Origin of the sequence: Pseudomonas asgharzadehiana (assembly GCF_019139815.1) — a bacterium.
Classification (GTDB): domain Bacteria; phylum Pseudomonadota; class Gammaproteobacteria; order Pseudomonadales; family Pseudomonadaceae; genus Aquipseudomonas; species Aquipseudomonas asgharzadehiana.
The window spans coordinates 5,424,908-5,441,535 of sequence record NZ_CP077079.1; the positions used below are offsets into that span (position 1 = coordinate 5,424,908).

General features: G+C 60.7%; 11 protein-coding genes. 7 read left to right on the plus strand and 4 right to left on the minus strand.

The window, feature by feature from the left end; translation table 11 throughout:
* Window positions 1-56 precede the first annotated feature (56 nt).
* Entirely contained in the window at window positions 57-1,880 is a 1,824-nt protein-coding gene (locus KSS96_RS24590; RefSeq protein WP_217855402.1) for a hypothetical protein, read from the plus strand.
* A gap of 6 nt (window positions 1,881-1,886) precedes the next feature.
* Here the strand turns inward: KSS96_RS24590 and KSS96_RS24595 are convergent, their stop codons facing one another.
* Both KSS96_RS24595 and KSS96_RS24600 read right to left on the minus strand, forming a co-directional pair.
* Window positions 1,887-2,204 carry a PA4575 family protein gene (locus tag KSS96_RS24595; RefSeq protein WP_017528854.1) on the minus strand — a complete coding sequence of 106 codons (318 nt, stop codon included), beginning with the start codon at window positions 2,202-2,204 and terminating at the stop codon, window positions 1,887-1,889.
* Window positions 2,205-2,531: 327 nt separating this feature from the next.
* Complete coding sequence (locus KSS96_RS24600) at window positions 2,532-4,970, minus strand: Lon protease family protein (protein WP_017528855.1); 2,439 nt, start codon at window positions 4,968-4,970, stop codon at window positions 2,532-2,534.
* 266 nt (window positions 4,971-5,236) lie between these two features.
* Here KSS96_RS24600 and KSS96_RS24605 point away from each other — a divergent pair, with 266 nt between their 5' ends.
* The 5 genes from KSS96_RS24605 (at window position 5,237) to KSS96_RS24625 (ending at window position 9,087) form a co-directional block, all read left to right on the plus strand.
* Entirely contained in the window at window positions 5,237-5,725 is a 489-nt protein-coding gene (locus KSS96_RS24605) for a DUF3015 domain-containing protein (RefSeq protein WP_017528856.1), read from the plus strand.
* 93 nt (window positions 5,726-5,818) lie between these two features.
* Window positions 5,819-7,672 (plus strand): Lnb N-terminal periplasmic domain-containing protein, encoded by a 1,854-nt coding sequence (locus KSS96_RS24610; protein ID WP_068935207.1) that lies wholly within the window; start codon window positions 5,819-5,821, stop codon window positions 7,670-7,672.
* Window positions 7,673-7,744: 72 nt separating this feature from the next.
* On the plus strand, window positions 7,745-8,044 hold the full coding sequence (locus KSS96_RS24615) for a chorismate mutase (protein WP_017528858.1): 300 nt from the start codon (window positions 7,745-7,747) through the stop codon (window positions 8,042-8,044).
* A 118-nt stretch (window positions 8,045-8,162) separates the two neighbouring features.
* A complete protein-coding gene (locus KSS96_RS24620) occupies window positions 8,163-8,519 on the plus strand; it encodes a hypothetical protein (RefSeq protein WP_017528859.1) in 357 nt (118 codons plus the stop codon).
* A 70-nt stretch (window positions 8,520-8,589) separates the two neighbouring features.
* Window positions 8,590-9,087, plus strand: a complete 498-nt coding sequence (locus KSS96_RS24625) for a GreA/GreB family elongation factor (RefSeq protein WP_137220306.1) — start codon at window positions 8,590-8,592, stop codon at window positions 9,085-9,087.
* Here KSS96_RS24625 and gdhA read toward each other — a convergent pair.
* Window positions 9,084-10,421: an NADP-specific glutamate dehydrogenase gene (gdhA, locus tag KSS96_RS24630; RefSeq protein WP_017528861.1), complete on the minus strand. Its 1,338-nt coding sequence runs from the start codon at window positions 10,419-10,421 to the stop codon at window positions 9,084-9,086. The two genes, KSS96_RS24625 and gdhA, sit on opposite strands and share 4 nt — an antisense overlap.
* Before the next feature lie 352 nt (window positions 10,422-10,773).
* Window positions 10,774-12,438 (minus strand): energy-dependent translational throttle protein EttA, encoded by a 1,665-nt coding sequence (ettA, locus tag KSS96_RS24635; RefSeq protein ID WP_017528862.1) that lies wholly within the window; start codon window positions 12,436-12,438, stop codon window positions 10,774-10,776.
* Between the two features lie 284 nt (window positions 12,439-12,722).
* Here ettA and KSS96_RS24640 point away from each other — a divergent pair, with 284 nt between their 5' ends.
* Window positions 12,723-16,574, plus strand: a complete 3,852-nt coding sequence (locus tag KSS96_RS24640) for a bifunctional diguanylate cyclase/phosphodiesterase (RefSeq protein WP_217855405.1) — start codon at window positions 12,723-12,725, stop codon at window positions 16,572-16,574.
* The last annotated feature ends 54 nt before the right edge of the window (window positions 16,575-16,628 follow it).

Here is a 16,628-nt window from a genome sequence, read left to right on the forward strand (position 1 = left end):
CTGCTAGTGTCGAGCCCATCAACTCGGCTCGATGACGTCGGACAGGAAAAACTCAGATGATGGATGTGCGCTCCCCCTTGGCCGGTGTTGGCCTGTGTGCGGCGTTGCTGATGGGCAGCGGTTGCTCCCCCAGTGATGAGCAGAAACAGACGACCCTCGAAGAGAAAACCGCCAAGTTCGAACAATCCCTCGACAGCATCCAGGACCCCAAGCTGCGCGACGCCATCGCCGACCTCGGCGGCTCGCTGTTATTGCTGGAGCGGGCCCAGGCCAAGCTCGCCACCAAGCCCATTGAGGCCGAGTACGGCGACGACACCCTGGCCCTGCTCAAGCACTACCCCACGCCGCAAGCGCTGGTGGACACCTACATCAATGGCCTGTTCGTGCTGCGCAAGACCTCTCACTCCGACTACCTGACGGATTTGCAGCCGGTCTTCCCGTTCAGCTTCAACATGCCCGACCAATTCCCCTTCCCCCATGGCCTGGAGTGGCAATCGGTCACGTTGAGCAACAACAAAGTCATCCCCTTCCAGCCGGAATGGTCGGAAACCGACCCAGGTATCCAACTGAGCCCCAGCAGCTCCAACCTGACCAACCCCGATGACCTGACGGTGACCTATCCGTTCATCGATGGCCTCGAAACCGAAAACAAGAGCCAGCCTCAGCCTGTGAGCCTCAAGGGCCGCGTGGAAGTGATCGCGCCGGGCAGGGTGTTGACGTTCGACCTGTCGAAAAAAGACGTGGGCCATAAGCGCACCGAGGGCAATATCACCGTCAACCTGCTGCTCCTGGAAAAAAACTACGCCGAAATCGAACTGACCAACAGCCAGCCGCTCGCTCCGCAAGTGGGCGACGATTCGCCGAACCCGTTGCTGGTACAGGCACGCGATAGCACCGGGCAATTCCTCACACGTTCGGGCTCGATCAATGAAAGCGCCGCGCAGGTGGCGTTTTACCAGAAACAATTGGCCGAGATGCAAAAACAGAACACTTGGTCCGAAGCCTTCGAAAAACAGCTTATCGACGAACAAAAAGCCTTCGAGCACAAACAGGGCAGCCATTACGCCAAGGTATATTTCAATGGCCTGATCGATAGCGTGCAGGTCAACGTGCTGGACTTTTCCACAGCCTCCGTCACCCGCAAGGACCTCGACCTGCCGATACTGCGTTTCGACAAGAACAGCCTGCAAAAAACCGTACAAGCCTTGCCGATGCCAGTCACCGTGTACGACGACGGCGCCGCCAACTGGCTCAAGGGCGCCACGCTCAGCGAGGAACAACTGAAAAACAGCGTGACGATCACCCAGTCCGTCGAAGACGCCAGTGCCGCGCATATCACCTTCGATCACCCCTTCACCTTCAACGACGAATTGGTGGGCGCCGAGCGCAACAGCAGCGAATCGCCAGTGACGTTCTTTACCGCCGACGACAAGGGCGAACGCGGCGAGCCCATCGAATTGCCCAGCGAAGCCTACGAGCTGAACCCGGCGCGCGGCACGCTCACCTACGACCTCAACCTGTTCCCGGAAAACCCGGCGTTCGTGGTGGGCTCGATCCCGCTGTTCCTGGCGACCATCGAGAAAGGCGAGATTGACGTGGCCAAGCTGCCCAAGGGCCTGTCGCTCAAGGACAACGCGCTGATCGTCGACCAGAAGGCATTCCCCGCCGACAGCTGGCGCTTCTACGCCAAGGACGCCAGCGGCCATTACCTCAAGGAAATCCTCGGCGTCAGCCACCGTGCGCAGGAGTACGGCACGGCGATGTTTGACGTGCATTATTTCTATGGCACGCCGACGGCGCTGGAAAGCTACCAGCGCACCGACCTGACGACCGTGCAATACGGCTTCGAGGTCAAGCTGGACAAGCCCGAGGGCAAATGACCCGGCCTACAGCGCAAGCTGCTCATGGTTGCCGTTGAGCTGTCGCAGGTGGGCCTGCATGTGCAGGCACCAGATCTGCGGATCGCCCGCCAGCTCGTAGCCATGCAGGGTCAGGCTGTCGACGATTGATTCCAGAATGGTCTGCGCCGCAATCGGCCCATGAAACGGGCCTTGGGACTTGATGGTGGACGGCTGTTCACCGGACATGCCGGCGGCAAACAATAAGGTCCACATGCCGGTATCCCCCGCGAGCGGGCGAATGGAACATTCGATACGGGTGACCAGGCCAAAGCACTGGCGGGTAAGGCAAAGGTTGCGCGACATGGCGGCGCCCCTCGGTAGATCGGTGTTCAACCCCGGCCAATGGCGAGGCTGTTTCTATCCAGCGACTCCTGTGGATATCCCTAAAACAGAGAATAGAAGAAAAACACAACAAACCAAGGCGCTAGAGACCAACGGTGGCGGCCACCGGAATCGAGTCAATTTTATGGCGGCCACAGGTCTGAAGGCACTGACATCCATTGTGGGAGGGGGCTTGCTCCCGATAGCGGTGTACCAGCTACCCATAAGCTGGCTGACCCACCGCCATCGGGAGCAAGCCCCCTCCCACATTGGGATCTGCTTCGTTCTACAGATCCTACTTACCACGCGTCAGCTCGGCTTGGCCTCAGCCAACGCCTGCTGCGCCAACTCCTTCTCCGCCTCCTTCAAGTCTTCCTCGCTGATCATCTCGGCAATCGCACGCAAACGCTCAACCACCCGCGCGTTGACGCTGCCTTCGGGGAATTGCCCCTCGGCATCCGGCTCGCCGGCAGGTTCACCCACCAGCAGGCTCAAGGCCTCGTCCGCCTGGCGTACCGCGTAGATGTGGAATTGCCCGGCGCGTACGGCCTGCAACACCTTCTCATCGAGCATCAGCGTGGCGACGTTGGCCTGGGGGATGATCGCCCCTTGCTCGCCGGTCAAGCCGCGCGCTTCGCAGAGGCGGAAGAAGCCTTCGATTTTCTCGTTGACGCCACCCACCGCCTGCACTTCACCAAACTGGTTGATCGAGCCGGTGATGGCAAAACACTGCTTGAGCGGCGTTTTCGACAGCGCCGAGATCAGCGTGCAGGCTTCGCCCAAGGACGCACTGTCACCATCCACATACCCGTAGGACTGCTCCAGCGCGATACTCGCCGAAATCGCCAACGGGAATTCCTGGGCATAACGGCTGCCCAGGTAACCGGTGAGGATCATCACGCCCTTGGAGTGAATCGGCTGGCCGAGGTTAACCTCGCGCTCGATGTCGACAATACCGCTGCCGCCGGGGTACACCGTGGCGGAAATGCGTGCCGGCACGCCGAACGCCGAATCGCCCACCTCCAGTACCGTCAGCCCGTTGCATTTGCCGACGGCCGCACCCGCGGTATCGATCAGGATCACCCCGGCGAGCATGTCATCGAGAATCCGTGCCGACACGCGCCCGGTCCGCGTGGCCTTGGCCTTGAGCGCGCGCTCGATGTGGCCGGCGTCGGTCATGTCATCGCCCGCCAGGTGGCGGATAAAGTCCGCCTCGCTGACCAGTTGGAACAGGTCGCCAATGCGTGCCGACAAGCGCCCCTGGTGCTCGGCCAGCCGGGCGCTGTACGTGGCCAACCGCGCCACTGCGTCCGAAGTCAGCGGCGCCATGCCTTCTTCCGAGGTACGGGTTTTAAGCAACTGGGCGAACTGTTCCAGGCTCTCGTCCACCATCGGGATGTCTTCGTCGAAGTCCACCAGCACCCGGAACATCTCCTGGAAGTCCGGATCGGCGTCCTGCAATGCGTAATACAACTGGCGCGAACCGATGATGATCACCTTGACCTGCAACGGAATCATTTGCGGGTTGAGGGTGACGGTGGCCAGGCGGCCCAGCTCGCCCAGTGGCGATTCCATCTTCAGCTTGCGCGATTGCAGGGAGCGCTTGAGCGCGTCCCATACAAACGGTTCGCTGAGCATTTTTTCGGCTTCAAGAATCAGAAAACCGCCATTGGCACGGTGCAAGGCGCCCGGGCGCAACTGACGGTAAGTGGTGTAGAGCGCGCCCTGGTCGGTGCTGTACTCGATACGGCCGAACAGGTTGTCGTAGGTCGGGTGCGGTTCGAACACCACCGGTGCGCCGCCGTTGACCGCATGGCCCACCACCAGGCTCGGGCAGTATTGCTCTTCAAGCAGCTTGCGCGCCTGGGCGTCGGTCTTGGCGTCGTCCACCAATTGCTCGACCACGGTTTTGAGCAGGTACACCTGCATGGCTTGCAGATAACCGCAGACTGCGGCGTTTTCCGCGTATTTTTCCGACAGCGGCGCCAGCAAAGGTTGCAGGGCCAGGGTGATGGTTTCTTCGTTGAACTGGCGCAGTTGGTTGTTGGACTCGCGCTTCCACTGCGGCAGGCTGGCCAACTCTTCGTTGAGGCGCTCTTCCAGCTCGGAGATGTCCGTGTGGAAACGTTCGCGATCCACTTCCGGCAGCTGCGAGAACTCAGCCTCGTCCAGCGCCTTGCCGTCGAGCATCGGCGTGAACGCGATGTTGGAACTGTCACGGTACAGCGCCACGTCTTTTTCCAGGGCCAGCCGTTCGATCACGTCCAGGGCCTTGTCGTAACGCTGGTTGAAGGCACGGTCGATGGCGCTTTTGCGCTGTTGATAGGTCGGGTGCTCGAAGGCGGCCGGGAACGTCGCCACCAGGTTGTCGACCAGGCCATTGATATCTGCGATGAACGCCGCCGCCGCGCCGCCAGGCAATTCCAGGGCGCGGGGTTCGCGAGGCTCATCGAAATTATTCACGTAGACCCAGTCCGCCGGGGTCTGCAGGCGCTTGCCTTCGGCCTTCAGGTAACGTTTGACGAACGAAAAGCGGCCAGTGCCCGGCTCGCCCATGACAAACACGTTGTAACCGGGGCGTGGCATCGCCACACCGAACTGCAACGCTTCAACCGCGCGTTCCTGGCCAAGCACACCGCGAAAGGGCTCCAATTCATTGGTGGTCGAGAAGCTGAACTGTTCAGCGGAGAAAGGGCGAGTCAGCGCTTCGGGCGCTAGGCGCAAGCTGGCAGCAACAGGATCAGGCATCGGGCTTCCTTACATCAGGCGGGGCAGATGACGGCATTCTGGCTCCCCCTTGCGCGCTCTGGCAAGGCGCGCCGTAGGGAAAGCACAGGTACGGGACGCGTCCTACAAAAAATCGCGACAATGCTGATTGTTTTATAAAAACCCACGGAACCCTTGGAACCTGCCTAAACTCCAAACTGCGCGGGTTGGACTAATAACCGATCCCTAGGGCGCTATGAAGTGCCTGAACCCTTGTCCATTGGTTTGCACACAAAGAGAACAAAGCTATGAAACGGATCCTTCTCGGTACTCTCTTCACCGTTGTCTCCCTCAATGCAATGGCAGAATCACCAGGTGGCCCGAACTGCGGTTGGGGCAACATGTTGTTCGAAGGCCAGCGCGGTACTCCGGCTCACTTCCTGGCTTCCACCACCAACGGCACTTCGGGTAACGCCACCTTCGGCATGACCTCGGGCACCAACGGTTGCAGCACCAACAGCGCGCTGACCTACGGCGGCAAGTCCTGGATTGCCATGAATGGCATGATGAACGAGCTGTCCGAAGACATGGCCAAGGGTAATGGCGAAGCACTGACCACCTACGCCGTGGTACTGGGCGTTGCACCGGAAGATCGCGCGCACTTCGCGGCCGTGGCGCACGAACACTTCCAGCAAATCTTCAGCAAGGCCGACGTGACCGCTGAAGACGTGCACAACAACACACTGGCTGTACTCAAAGGCGATGCCCGCCTGGCGAAATACGCTACCCAGGCTTAAGCTCGACCTGCCCGCGCCTCCCGAGGCGCGGGTTTTATTTTTGGGCCCGCCTCCCCTTTGGGTCTGTCTAAATATCCGACTTAAGTTGCCCCTATGCTCAAACGCTTTGCCTGGATGGCACTCTTCGCCTGCGCCCCGCTGTACGCGGCACCGCATCTTGATGATCAACGTTTGCAGCAACTGGCCAATGATCCGTTCTGGCTGTCGCTGGGCCATTACGAAGCCGGCAAGCTAAAAGGCTGGCGCAGTTATGTCAGCGAGCAGAAATTCTTCCTCGCAGCCGATGGTGCCCACCACCCGGATGCGGAGCTCAAGGCCACCGTTGACGCCCTCTATGCGCCGGCCAGCCTGGGTGAAAAACATGCCCAATGCGTCTACCCCGCACGTACCCGCTGGCTCAAGGACCAGTTGCACCTGGCCGACCTGCCGGCCGTGAACTGCAAGGAATTCAAGCAATGGTTCAAGGACGTCGCCCCCCACAGCGCGGTGATGATCTTCCCGGCGGCCTACCTCAACAGCCCGTCATCGATGTTCGGCCACACCCTGCTGCGTATCGACCAGGCCGACGTGCAAAGCAACAATACGGCGCTGCTCAGCTACGCGATCAACTTCGGCGCGTACATTGAAGGCTCGGACAACAGCATCCTCTACGCCTGGAAAGGCCTGATGGGCGGCTATCCCGGCCTGTTCGCGCTGGTGCCCTACCAGGAAAAACTCTCCGAATACCGTAGCCTCGAAAACCGCGACCTGTGGGAATACCGCCTCAACCTCACCCAAGTCGAAACCGAGCGCATGGTCGAGCACGTGTGGGAGCTCAAGCAAATCCAGTTCGACTACTTCTTCTTCGACGAAAACTGCTCCTACCGCCTGCTGGAGCTGCTGCAAGTGGCCCGCCCAGGCCTGCGCCTGACCGAACAGTTCCCGCTGACCGCCATTCCTACCGACACGGTCAAAGCCGTTAAAGATGCGGGGCTGGTCGAGAAAATCGACTACCGGCCTTCCCGCGAGCGCGAACTGCTGGAGCGCGCCAAACCGCTGGACAGCGACGAGCAACAATGGGTATTGAAGGTCAGCGACGACCAGAACCAATTGCAAGAGCCCGCATTCAAAGCCCTGCCTCGCGACCGCCAGGCGCTGATCATCGACGCCGCCTATCGCCTGGGCCGCTACCGCGCCAATGGCCTGGAACGCGACACCGCACGCTCCCAGCGCAGCTTCGAACTCTTACGCGCGATCAACCAAAACCCCGCGCCGGACCTTGAGATCACGCCCCCCGGCCTGCCGGAAAACGGCCATGAATCCCGTACCTGGCAAGCCGGCATCGGCACCCGGGGCGACAAAACCTTTGGCGAATACGGCCTGCGCATGGCCTATCACGACCTCAACGACAACGCCGAAGGCTTCCCCCTCGGTGCGCAGATCGAAATCCTGCAAATGAAGTTGCGCCAGTACGAAGGCAACCACTGGCAACTGCAACAACTGGACCTGGCCACCATCCGCTCCCTGACGCCACGCAACGCCCTGTTGCAACCCTGGTCATGGCAAGTCACCGGCGGCCTGGAACGCGTACCGGGCAAACACGACGACGAAACCCTGGTGGCGCACGTCAATGGCGGCGCCGGCGGCACCTGGCAACTGAGCGACGACATGCTCGGCTTCGCCCTCGGCACCGTGCGGGTGGAGCACAACAATGACTTCAGCGAAGCCATCTCCCCCGCTGCTGGCTTCAACACTGGCGTGCTGTGGAAAAACCCGCTGGGCAACCTGAGCCTGGAAGCCAAGGGCGACTTCTTCACCAATGGCGAAGTGCGCCGCAGCATCAGCCTGAACCAACAATGGGAATTGTCCCGCAACCTGGGCCTGCGCCTGAGCGCACAGCGCGAGTACAGCCACTTATCGACGCCAGTCAATGAGGTGATGCTTGAAGTGAAGTGGTATCACTACTGACCACAGCCAGACCAGGCCCCTCCCACATTTGGCCTGCATTTATTCAGCTTTATCTCAAGGAGTTCAACCAACATGGCCGTTAACTGCAGCAGTCTCGAAGAAGTCCGCGACAATATCGACCGACTCGACCAGCAAATCGTCAGCCTGCTGGCTGAGCGTGGCCACTACGTATCCCAAGCCGCCCGCTTCAAAAAGGACACCGATGGTGTCAAGGCGCCGCAGCGGGTCGAACAGGTGATCGCCAAGGTGCGGGACTTGTCGCACACGCTGGGCGCCAATCCGGACGTTACCGAACAGGTGTATCGCGCGATGATTGCAGCGTTTATCCAGCAGGAGTTGGCTGAGCATGCGGCACTGACACCCCCTAGGTAGCCCGTTGACGTTGAATTGAGCGTTACCCCGACACCGTTATCACCTCGCCTTCACACCCTCCCGACAAATCCCCTTCTAAACTTCCCTTATCAGCCGTGAAACGGCCAGGGAGTATGTCATGTGGCGGTATGCGGTATTGCTGTGTGCGGTGGTGGGATTGTCGGGTTGCCAGTCCACCCATCAGGAATTACTCGCCCGCGGTTATCCACCCGCTTTTGCCGATGGCTTTGACGACGGTTGCAGCAGCGGTCGCCAGGCTGCCGGGGTGATTAGCGGGACGTTTCGCAAGAACGTGCCGCGTTACCTGAAGGACCGGCTATACGCCGAAGGCTGGGAGGACGGTTTCCGCCAGTGCAAGGCCATGCGCGAAAACGAGGAACTGCGCGACTACAAGAACAACCACTGGGATGACCGCGAACGCGCCTGGCAGCAAGAGAAGGATCGCGATGCGGCGCGGGCCTATCGCTCGCAATAGGTCGCTTTCAGACATCCATCGAAACTAAAGCACGGCGACCATGGCCCAAGCTCCAGAGAGGGAGAACACCATGAGCCGAGCTTTTGTGAATGAAGATAACGCCGCCGCTCAGGCCGATCAGCCGGTGGAGCGCCAGGTCAGTGAGCAACCCAATCGCCTGACCGCGCAGGGTTTGGCGCAGTTGCAGGCCAAGGTTGCGCAACTGCAGTCTGAATACGGCGCCGAATCCGCCAAGGGCGAGCAGGCCGATAAACAGCGCCAGGCCGACCTTGAGCGGGACCTGCGCTATTTCAACCAGCGGGTGCAGAGCGCCCAGGTAGTCGCGCCGGCCACCGCCACCGACAAGGTCCGGATTGGCAGTTGGGTGACCTTTGCCAACGAGCAGGATGAGCAGCAGCGCATCCAGTTGGTCGGTGAAGACCAGGCGGACGCCAGCGCCGGCCTGATCAATTGGGGTTCGCCCCTGGGTCGCGCCTTGCTGGGCGCCCAGGTCGGTGACGAGGTGCTGTGGAAGCGCCCCGTCGGCGATCAGTTGATCGAAGTGCTGCGCATCGACGCCGAAGCCTAGACGATGCCTTGGGCCAGCATTGCATCGGCCACTTTCACGAAGCCTGCGATGTTGGCGCCCTTCACATAATTGATCCGGCCGTTTTCTTCGCCGTAGTGCACGCAGGCGTGGTGGATAGATTGCATGATGTTATGCAGCTTGCTGTCCACCTCCCCGGCGGTCCACAGCAAACGCATGGCGTTCTGCGACATTTCCAGGCCACTGACGGCCACACCACCGGCATTGGACGCCTTGCCCGGTGCGAACAGAATGCCCGCCTCGATAAAGATATCCACAGCCTCAAGCGTGGTCGGCATGTTGGCGCCTTCGGCCACGCAGATGCAGCCGTTGCGCAACAGCGTGCGGGCGGCGTCGGCGTCCAGCTCGTTCTGGGTAGCGCACGGCAGTGCGATATCGCACGCCAACTCCCAAGGCGTTTGGCCTTTGCGAAATTCCAGGCCGAAACGCTCGGCCAGTTCGCTGATGCGGCCGCGCTGTACGTTTTTCAGTGCCAGCAGGGCCGACCATTGCTCTTCGGTCAAACCACTTTCGGCGTACAGCGTCCCTTCGGAGTCAGACAGTGAAACCACTTTGCCGCCCAGGTCCATGACCTTGCGTGCGGCATACTGCGCCACGTTGCCGGAGCCGGACACCGCCACGCGCTTGCCTTCAACGCGCTGGCCGTTGCGCTTGAGCATCTCTTCGGCGAAGTACACGCAGCCAAACCCGGTGGCCTCCGGACGGATCAGGCTGCCGCCGTAGGTCATGCCTTTGCCGGTGAGCACAGACGTGAACTGGTTGCTCAAGCGCTTGTACTGGCCGAACAGAAAGCCGATTTCGCGAGCGCCAACGCCGATATCACCGGCGGGTACGTCCACGTCTGCGCCGATATGGCGGTACAACTCGCTCATGAACGCCTGGCAGAAGCGCATGACTTCGGCATCGCTTTTACTTTTTGGATCAAAGTCCGAGCCGCCTTTGCCGCCGCCCATGGGCAGCGAGGTCAGGGAATTTTTGAAGGTCTGCTCGAACGCGAGGAATTTCAGCACCCCCAGGTTTACCGACGGGTGGAAACGCAGGCCGCCCTTGTACGGGCCAATGGCGCTGTTCATCTGGATCCGGAAACCGCGATTGACCTGGACCTTGCCGTGGTCATCCACCCATGACACTCGGAAGGTGATTGCGCGTTCCGGCTCGCAGATGCGTTCCAGAATGCCCGAGGTCAGGTAATGCGGATTGGCTTCGAGAAACGGCCACAGGCTGCGTAGGACTTCTTCAACAGCCTGGTGGAATTCCGGCTGGTCTGGGTCGCGTTTCTTGAGGCGGGCGAGGAAGGATTCGACGGATTCGGTCATGAACAGTCTCGGCAAATTGATTGTTTTTAAGTGAGATTGGGCCGGACTTTATCAATTCATGTCGCACCGCGACAGGGCAAAATGTCGCTTTTGTGAATTTAAATGGTGCATTGGATATAACTGTATCCAGTTTTTTGGCGGTTTATGCACTTAAAAGAGGATTTAAAATCTGAGGGATGCACCAACAGGTAGATCGCTATCGGGGGCAAGCCCCCTCCCGCATTCGACTGCATTTCAAGGTTGGAACGCGATCAAATGTGGGGCTTGCTCGCGAATGAATTGAACGCGGTATTCCTGAAAACACCCAAAAAAAACGGAGCCCGAAGGCTCCGCTTGTTTCAAACCAGCCGGATCAGGCCAGTTTTTTGTGGCGTACGCGGTGCGGCTGGGCAGCCGCTTCGCCCAGGCGCTTCTTACGGTCGGCTTCGTACTCGGTGTAGTTGCCTTCGAAGAACACCGCTTGGGAGTCGTCTTCGTACGCCAGGATGTGGGTCGCGACGCGGTCAAGGAACCACCGATCGTGAGAGATCACAATGGCGGCGCCCGGGAAGTCCAGCAGGGCTTCTTCCAGGGAACGCAGGGTTTCCACGTCGAGGTCGTTGGACGGTTCGTCGAGCAGCAACACGTTGCCGCCCTCTTTCAGCGTCAGCGCCAGGTGCAAGCGGCCGCGCTCACCGCCGGACAGGTCCTTGACGAACTTCTGCTGGTCGCCGCCCTTGAAGTTGAAACGGCCGACATAGGTGCGCGACGGGATTTCATAGTTGCCGATGCGGATCTGGTCGGAGCCATCGGAGATCTGCTGGAACACGGTCTTGCTGCCGTCGAGGTCGTCGCGGCTCTGGTCCACACAGGCCAGTTGCACGGTTTCGCCGATCTCGATGCTGCCGGAGTCCGGCGTTTCCTTGCCCATCAGCATGCGGAACAGCGTGGACTTACCCGCACCGTTACCGCCGATAACGCCGACGATCGCGCCTTTTGGCATGGAGAACGACAGGTTGTCGATCAACACGCGGTCGCCATAGCCTTTGCACACGTTTTTGAATTCGATGACCTTGTCACCCAGGCGCGGGCCGGCCGGGATGTAGATCTCGTTGGTTTCGCTGCGTTTCTGGAATTCCTGCGACTGCATTTCTTCAAAGCGCTGCAGACGGGCCTTGGATTTGGACTGGCGGGCCTTGGCGCCTTTGCGCACCCATTCCAGTTCTTCCTTCATGGCTTTTTCGTGGGCCGATTGCTGCTTGGATTCGGCGGCCAGACGGTCGGACTTGGCTTCCAGCCAACCGGAGTAGTTGCCCTCGTAAGGGATACCGGCGCCGCGGTCGAGTTCGAGGATCCAGCCGGCAACGTTGTCCAGGAAGTAGCGGTCGTGCGTGATCGCAACCACGGTGCCTGGGAAGTCGTGAAGGAAATGTTCCAGCCACGCGACGGAATCGGCGTCCAAGTGGTTGGTCGGTTCGTCGAGCAGCAACATATCGGGAGCCGACAGCAGCAGGCGGCACAGGGCCACGCGACGTTTTTCACCACCGGACAGGTGTTCGACCTTGGCGTCCCACGCCGGCAGGCGCAGCGCGTCGGCGGCAACTTCCAGCTGGCGCTCCAGGTTATGACCGTCGCCGGCCTGCAGGATGGCTTCGAGCTTGGCTTGTTCGGCGGCCAGCTTGTCGAAATCGGCATCCGGCTCGGCGTAGGCGGCGTAGACCTCATCCAGGCGAGCCTGGGCGTCCTTGATCACGCTGACGGCCTCTTCGACCACTTCACGCACGGTCTTGGCCGGATCCAGCTGCGGCTCCTGGGGCAGGTAGCCGATGTTCAGTTCGGGCATCGGACGGGCTTCGCCTTCGAACTCGGTGTCGACGCCGGCCATGATTTTCAGCAGCGTGGACTTACCCGAACCGTTGAGGCCGAGCACACCGATCTTGGCGCCGGGGAAGAAGGACAATGAAATGTTTTTCAGGATTTCCCGCTTCGGTGGGACAACTTTGCCCAGCCGATGCATGGTGAAGACGTATTGAGCCATGGTGAACCTAGCGTCAGTGACTGATGAATTGAGCGGGCGAAGCCCGTGCCAGACCATGCGCCGCGCGGGCCTTTGACTATCATCAATGCCAGCGAGCGGAAAAGGCCTGAATGTTTGGGGCTGGAACGCCCCGCGTAACCGGCAAAGCTACCTGAATGCGCTTGGTCAGTCCAGCCGAGCGGGACTGGCACTTTGCCACAACTCAAGGCATGCTAGCCGCCCTTTGGGCGTCCGGCTTATAGTGCACGTCGCGCGCCAATCCAGCCAAACCGCAGGATCACAGCTTGTCCAAAGTCACGCCGCCCACTCCTCTGCGCGCCGCTCATATAGCGCCGGGAGCGCCCCTGCACGGCACCCTCAAAGGCGCGTTGGCGACGCTCGTCCTCATGCTGCTCGCGTTATTGTTCTGGCAACTGCTGGATCAACTGCAGCAAAACCAGAAAAACCAGCAGCAATACACCATCGACTACAGCGCCGACCTGGCGGAGCAGATCAGCCTGAATATGGCCCTGAGCGCAAAAATCGCCCTCAACCTGCTCCCGATGCTCGAACCGCCGCGCGACAACGAACAGCAACAAGCCTTGATGCACACCTTGCAGCGCTCGCTGCCGGAGCTGCGCAGTATCGCCCTGCTCGCCCCCAGCGGCGCGATCATCAGCGACAGCGCCACCGACAGCCAGGACGGCGCCTGGCTCGAAAACTTGGTTCAACGCAGCCACGGCCAGTCCTATTACCTGAGCAACAACGACGACGGCACCCTCATTTATCTGCTCCTGCACCAGCCCAGCGGCGGCTCGCGGGTGTACTGGGCGCTGCGCCTGGCACCCGCCTACCTGGCCAACCTGACCCGCCAGGACAGTCAGGGCCAGCGGCCGATGTGGGCCATCGAGAACCGCCTGAACCACCGCGTAGTCAGCCGTGACAGCGGCATGCCGATGCAATGGGACGGGGCCCTGACCCCGGACGACCTGAATAAAAGCGTGCTGGTCACCCCGTTAAGCAAAAGCGACTGGCAACTGCGCGGGATGTTCGACCGTACGGCCGTGCTGGAGCAACTGTTGCCGGCGTTTATCGGCAAGTGCCTGCTAGGCCTGGCTTTTTCGCTGATCCCGGTGATCGTGCTGCTGAACATGCGCCGCCGCCAACGCCAAGTGCACGAAGGCCGCCGGCGCTACCAGGATATTTTCGAAGGCACCGGCGTCGCCCTCTGTGTACTTGACCTCTCGGGCCTGAACAGCTTTTTTGACAAGCCGTACATGCAGACCCGTGAGCAACTGCGTCTGTGGTTGCAGGACCATCCCGATGGGCATAAGCAATTGCTCAAGGAATTGCGCATCACCGAGGTCAACCAGGTGGCGGTGCGCCTGCTGAACGTGTCGTCCTGCGAAGACGCCTGGGAACGGCTTATCAATGATTGCCCGGACAATGCCACGTCCATCGGCCATCAGATACTCGAAGCGGTGCGCACTCACCAGAACCAGCTGGAGCTGGAAATCCAGTGCAAGGACATCGCCGGCAACGAGCAATACCTGTGGCTGGTCATGCGCCTGCCGGAGCAGCAAGACGACTTCAATGCGGTGATCCTCAGCATCAGCGATATCACCAGCCGCAAGCTGATCGAACTGTCGCTGGTCGAGCGTGAAGGTTTCTGGTCGGACGTCGTACGCACAGTGCCCGACCACCTGTACGTACAGGATGTGATCAGCCAGCGCATGATTTTCAGCAACCACCACCTCGGGCACACCCTCGGCTACACAAAGGCCGAACTGCAGCAAATGGGCGAGTACTTCTGGGAAATCCTGCTGCACCCCGAAGATGCCGAGCACTACCACGATTTGCGCCTGCAACAGCGCCAGGCCGGCTATAGCGCCCAACTGCAATGCCAGTTGCGCTTTCGCCATCGCAACAATCAATGGCGACGCTTCGATATTCGCGAACAGGCCCTGGCGCGGGACACGACCACCCAAGTCACGCGCATCATCGGCGTGGCCAAGGACATCACCGACCAGATCGAAGCCAGCGAATCCCTGCGCGACAGTGAACAGCGTTACCGCATGCTGGCCGAAAGCATCAGCGACGTGATCTGCTCCACCGACAGCCAGTTGGCGCTCAACTACATCAGCCCGTCGGTGAATGCCGTGCTGGGGTATGACGTGGACTGGGTGTTCAAGAACGGCTGGCAGTCGATCATCGCCAACCCAAAGCAACTGGCCGGCATTTATAGCCTGGTGGAGCAAGTCAGCCGTGCGCTGGGCGATATCGAGGCGCTGAACAAGCTGCGCGATGACGTGCAGACCCAACTGTTCCTGTTCGATTGCTTGCGCGCCGACGGTCGTAAAGTACCGATCGAGTTGCGCCTGGTGCTGGTGTGGGATGAACACGGCGCCTTCGAGGGCATCCTGGGGGTAGGCCGCGACATCAGCCAGCAACGCCGGGCCGAAAAAGACCTGCGCATGGCGGCCACGGTATTCGAGCACTCCACGTCGGCGATCCTGATCACCGACCCGGCGGGCTATATCGTGCAGGCCAACGAGGCGTTCAGCCGGGTCAGCGGCTATGAGGTGAGTGACGTACTCGACCAATTGCCGAACATGCTCACCGTTGACGAGCAACAGGAAGCGCACTTGCGCTACGTGCTCAAACAACTGCACCAGCACAGCACCTGGGAAGGCGAAGTGTGGCTCAAGCGCCGCAATGGCGAGCACTACCCTGCCTGGGTCGGCATTACCGCCGTGTTCGACGATGAAGGCGATTTGGCCAGCTACGTGTGCTTTTTCAGTGATATCAGCGAGCGCAAGGCCAGCGAACAACGCATCCACCGCCTGGCGTATTACGACGCCCTGACCCACCTGCCCAACCGCACACTGTTCCAGGACCGCCTGCACACCGCGTTGCAGTCGGCGGAGCGGCAGAAGTCGTGGGTGGTGCTGATGTTCCTCGACCTCGACCGTTTCAAGCCGATCAACGACTCCCTGGGCCACGCCGCCGGCGACCGCATGCTCAAGGAAATGGCCACCCGCCTGCTCGGCTGCGTGGCCGAAGACGATACGGTGGCGCGCATGGGGGGTGACGAGTTTACCTTGCTGCTGCAACCGCGCCTGAGCCGCGAGATGGCGCTGAACCGTGCGATTCACGTGGCCGAGCAGATCCTCGCCAGCCTGGTAAAACCCTTCGTGCTCGAAGGCCGCGAATTCTTCGTGACCGCCAGTATCGGCATCGCCCTCAGCCCCCAGGACGGCAACGAGCTGAGCCAACTGATGAAAAACGCCGACACCGCGATGTATCACGCCAAGGAGCGCGGCAAGAACAACTTCCAGTTCTACCAGGCCGACATGAACGCCAGCGCCCTGGAACGCCTGGAGCTGGAAAGCGACCTGCGCCACGCCCTGGACCAGAACGAATTCGTGCTTTATTACCAACCGCAGTTCAGCGGCGACGGCAAACGCCTCACCGGCGCCGAGGCTTTGCTGCGCTGGCGCCATCCACGGCGCGGGCTGGTGCCGCCGGGGGACTTTATCCCGGTGCTGGAAGAATTGGGCCTGGTCGTGGATGTCGGCGACTGGGTGATCAGCGAAGCCTGTCGCCAGCTCAAGACCTGGCATCAGAACAAGGTCCGCGTGCCGAAAGTGTCGGTGAACATCTCGGCGCGGCAGTTCTCCGACGGGCAACTGGGCACGCGCATCGCCACTATCCTCAAAGACACCGGCCTGCCGCCGGCGTGCCTGGAACTGGAGCTGACCGAAAGCATCCTGATGCGCGAAGTCAACGAAGCCATGCACATCCTCGACAGCCTGAAAAACCTGGGCCTGAGCATCGCGGTGGACGACTTCGGCACCGGTTATTCCTCGCTCAACTACCTCAAGCAGTTCCCTATCGACGTCTTGAAGATCGACCGTACCTTCGTCGACGGCCTGCCGTCCGGCGAGCAGGACGCGCAGATCGCCCGCGCGATTATCGCCATGGCCCACAGCCTGAACCTGGCGGTGATCGCCGAGGGTGTGGAAACCCATGAACAACTGGACTTCCTGCGCGAGCATGGCTGCGATGAAGTACAGGGCTACCTGTTTGGGCGACCGATGCCGGCGAATCGGTTCGAGGCGCAGTTCAGCAATGACGCGCTGTTCATGTTCGACTGACATGCTGCTGTGGTGGGGCTTGCTCCCGATGAGGCCGGCACAGACACCGCCCAC

Coding starts and splice junctions, on each gene's coding strand:
- KSS96_RS24590 (WP_217855402.1), top strand. CDS start 57: ATGATGGATGTGCGCTCCCCCTTGGCCGGTGTTGGCCTGTGTGCGGCG.
- KSS96_RS24595 (WP_017528854.1), bottom strand. CDS start 2,204: ATGTCGCGCAACCTTTGCCTTACCCGCCAGTGCTTTGGCCTGGTCACC.
- KSS96_RS24600 (WP_017528855.1), bottom strand. CDS start 4,970: ATGCCTGATCCTGTTGCTGCCAGCTTGCGCCTAGCGCCCGAAGCGCTG.
- KSS96_RS24605 (WP_017528856.1), top strand. CDS start 5,237: ATGAAACGGATCCTTCTCGGTACTCTCTTCACCGTTGTCTCCCTCAAT.
- KSS96_RS24610 (WP_068935207.1), top strand. CDS start 5,819: ATGCTCAAACGCTTTGCCTGGATGGCACTCTTCGCCTGCGCCCCGCTG.
- KSS96_RS24615 (WP_017528858.1), top strand. CDS start 7,745: ATGGCCGTTAACTGCAGCAGTCTCGAAGAAGTCCGCGACAATATCGAC.
- KSS96_RS24620 (WP_017528859.1), top strand. CDS start 8,163: ATGTGGCGGTATGCGGTATTGCTGTGTGCGGTGGTGGGATTGTCGGGT.
- KSS96_RS24625 (WP_137220306.1), top strand. CDS start 8,590: ATGAGCCGAGCTTTTGTGAATGAAGATAACGCCGCCGCTCAGGCCGAT.
- gdhA (WP_017528861.1), bottom strand. CDS start 10,421: ATGACCGAATCCGTCGAATCCTTCCTCGCCCGCCTCAAGAAACGCGAC.
- ettA (WP_017528862.1), bottom strand. CDS start 12,438: ATGGCTCAATACGTCTTCACCATGCATCGGCTGGGCAAAGTTGTCCCA.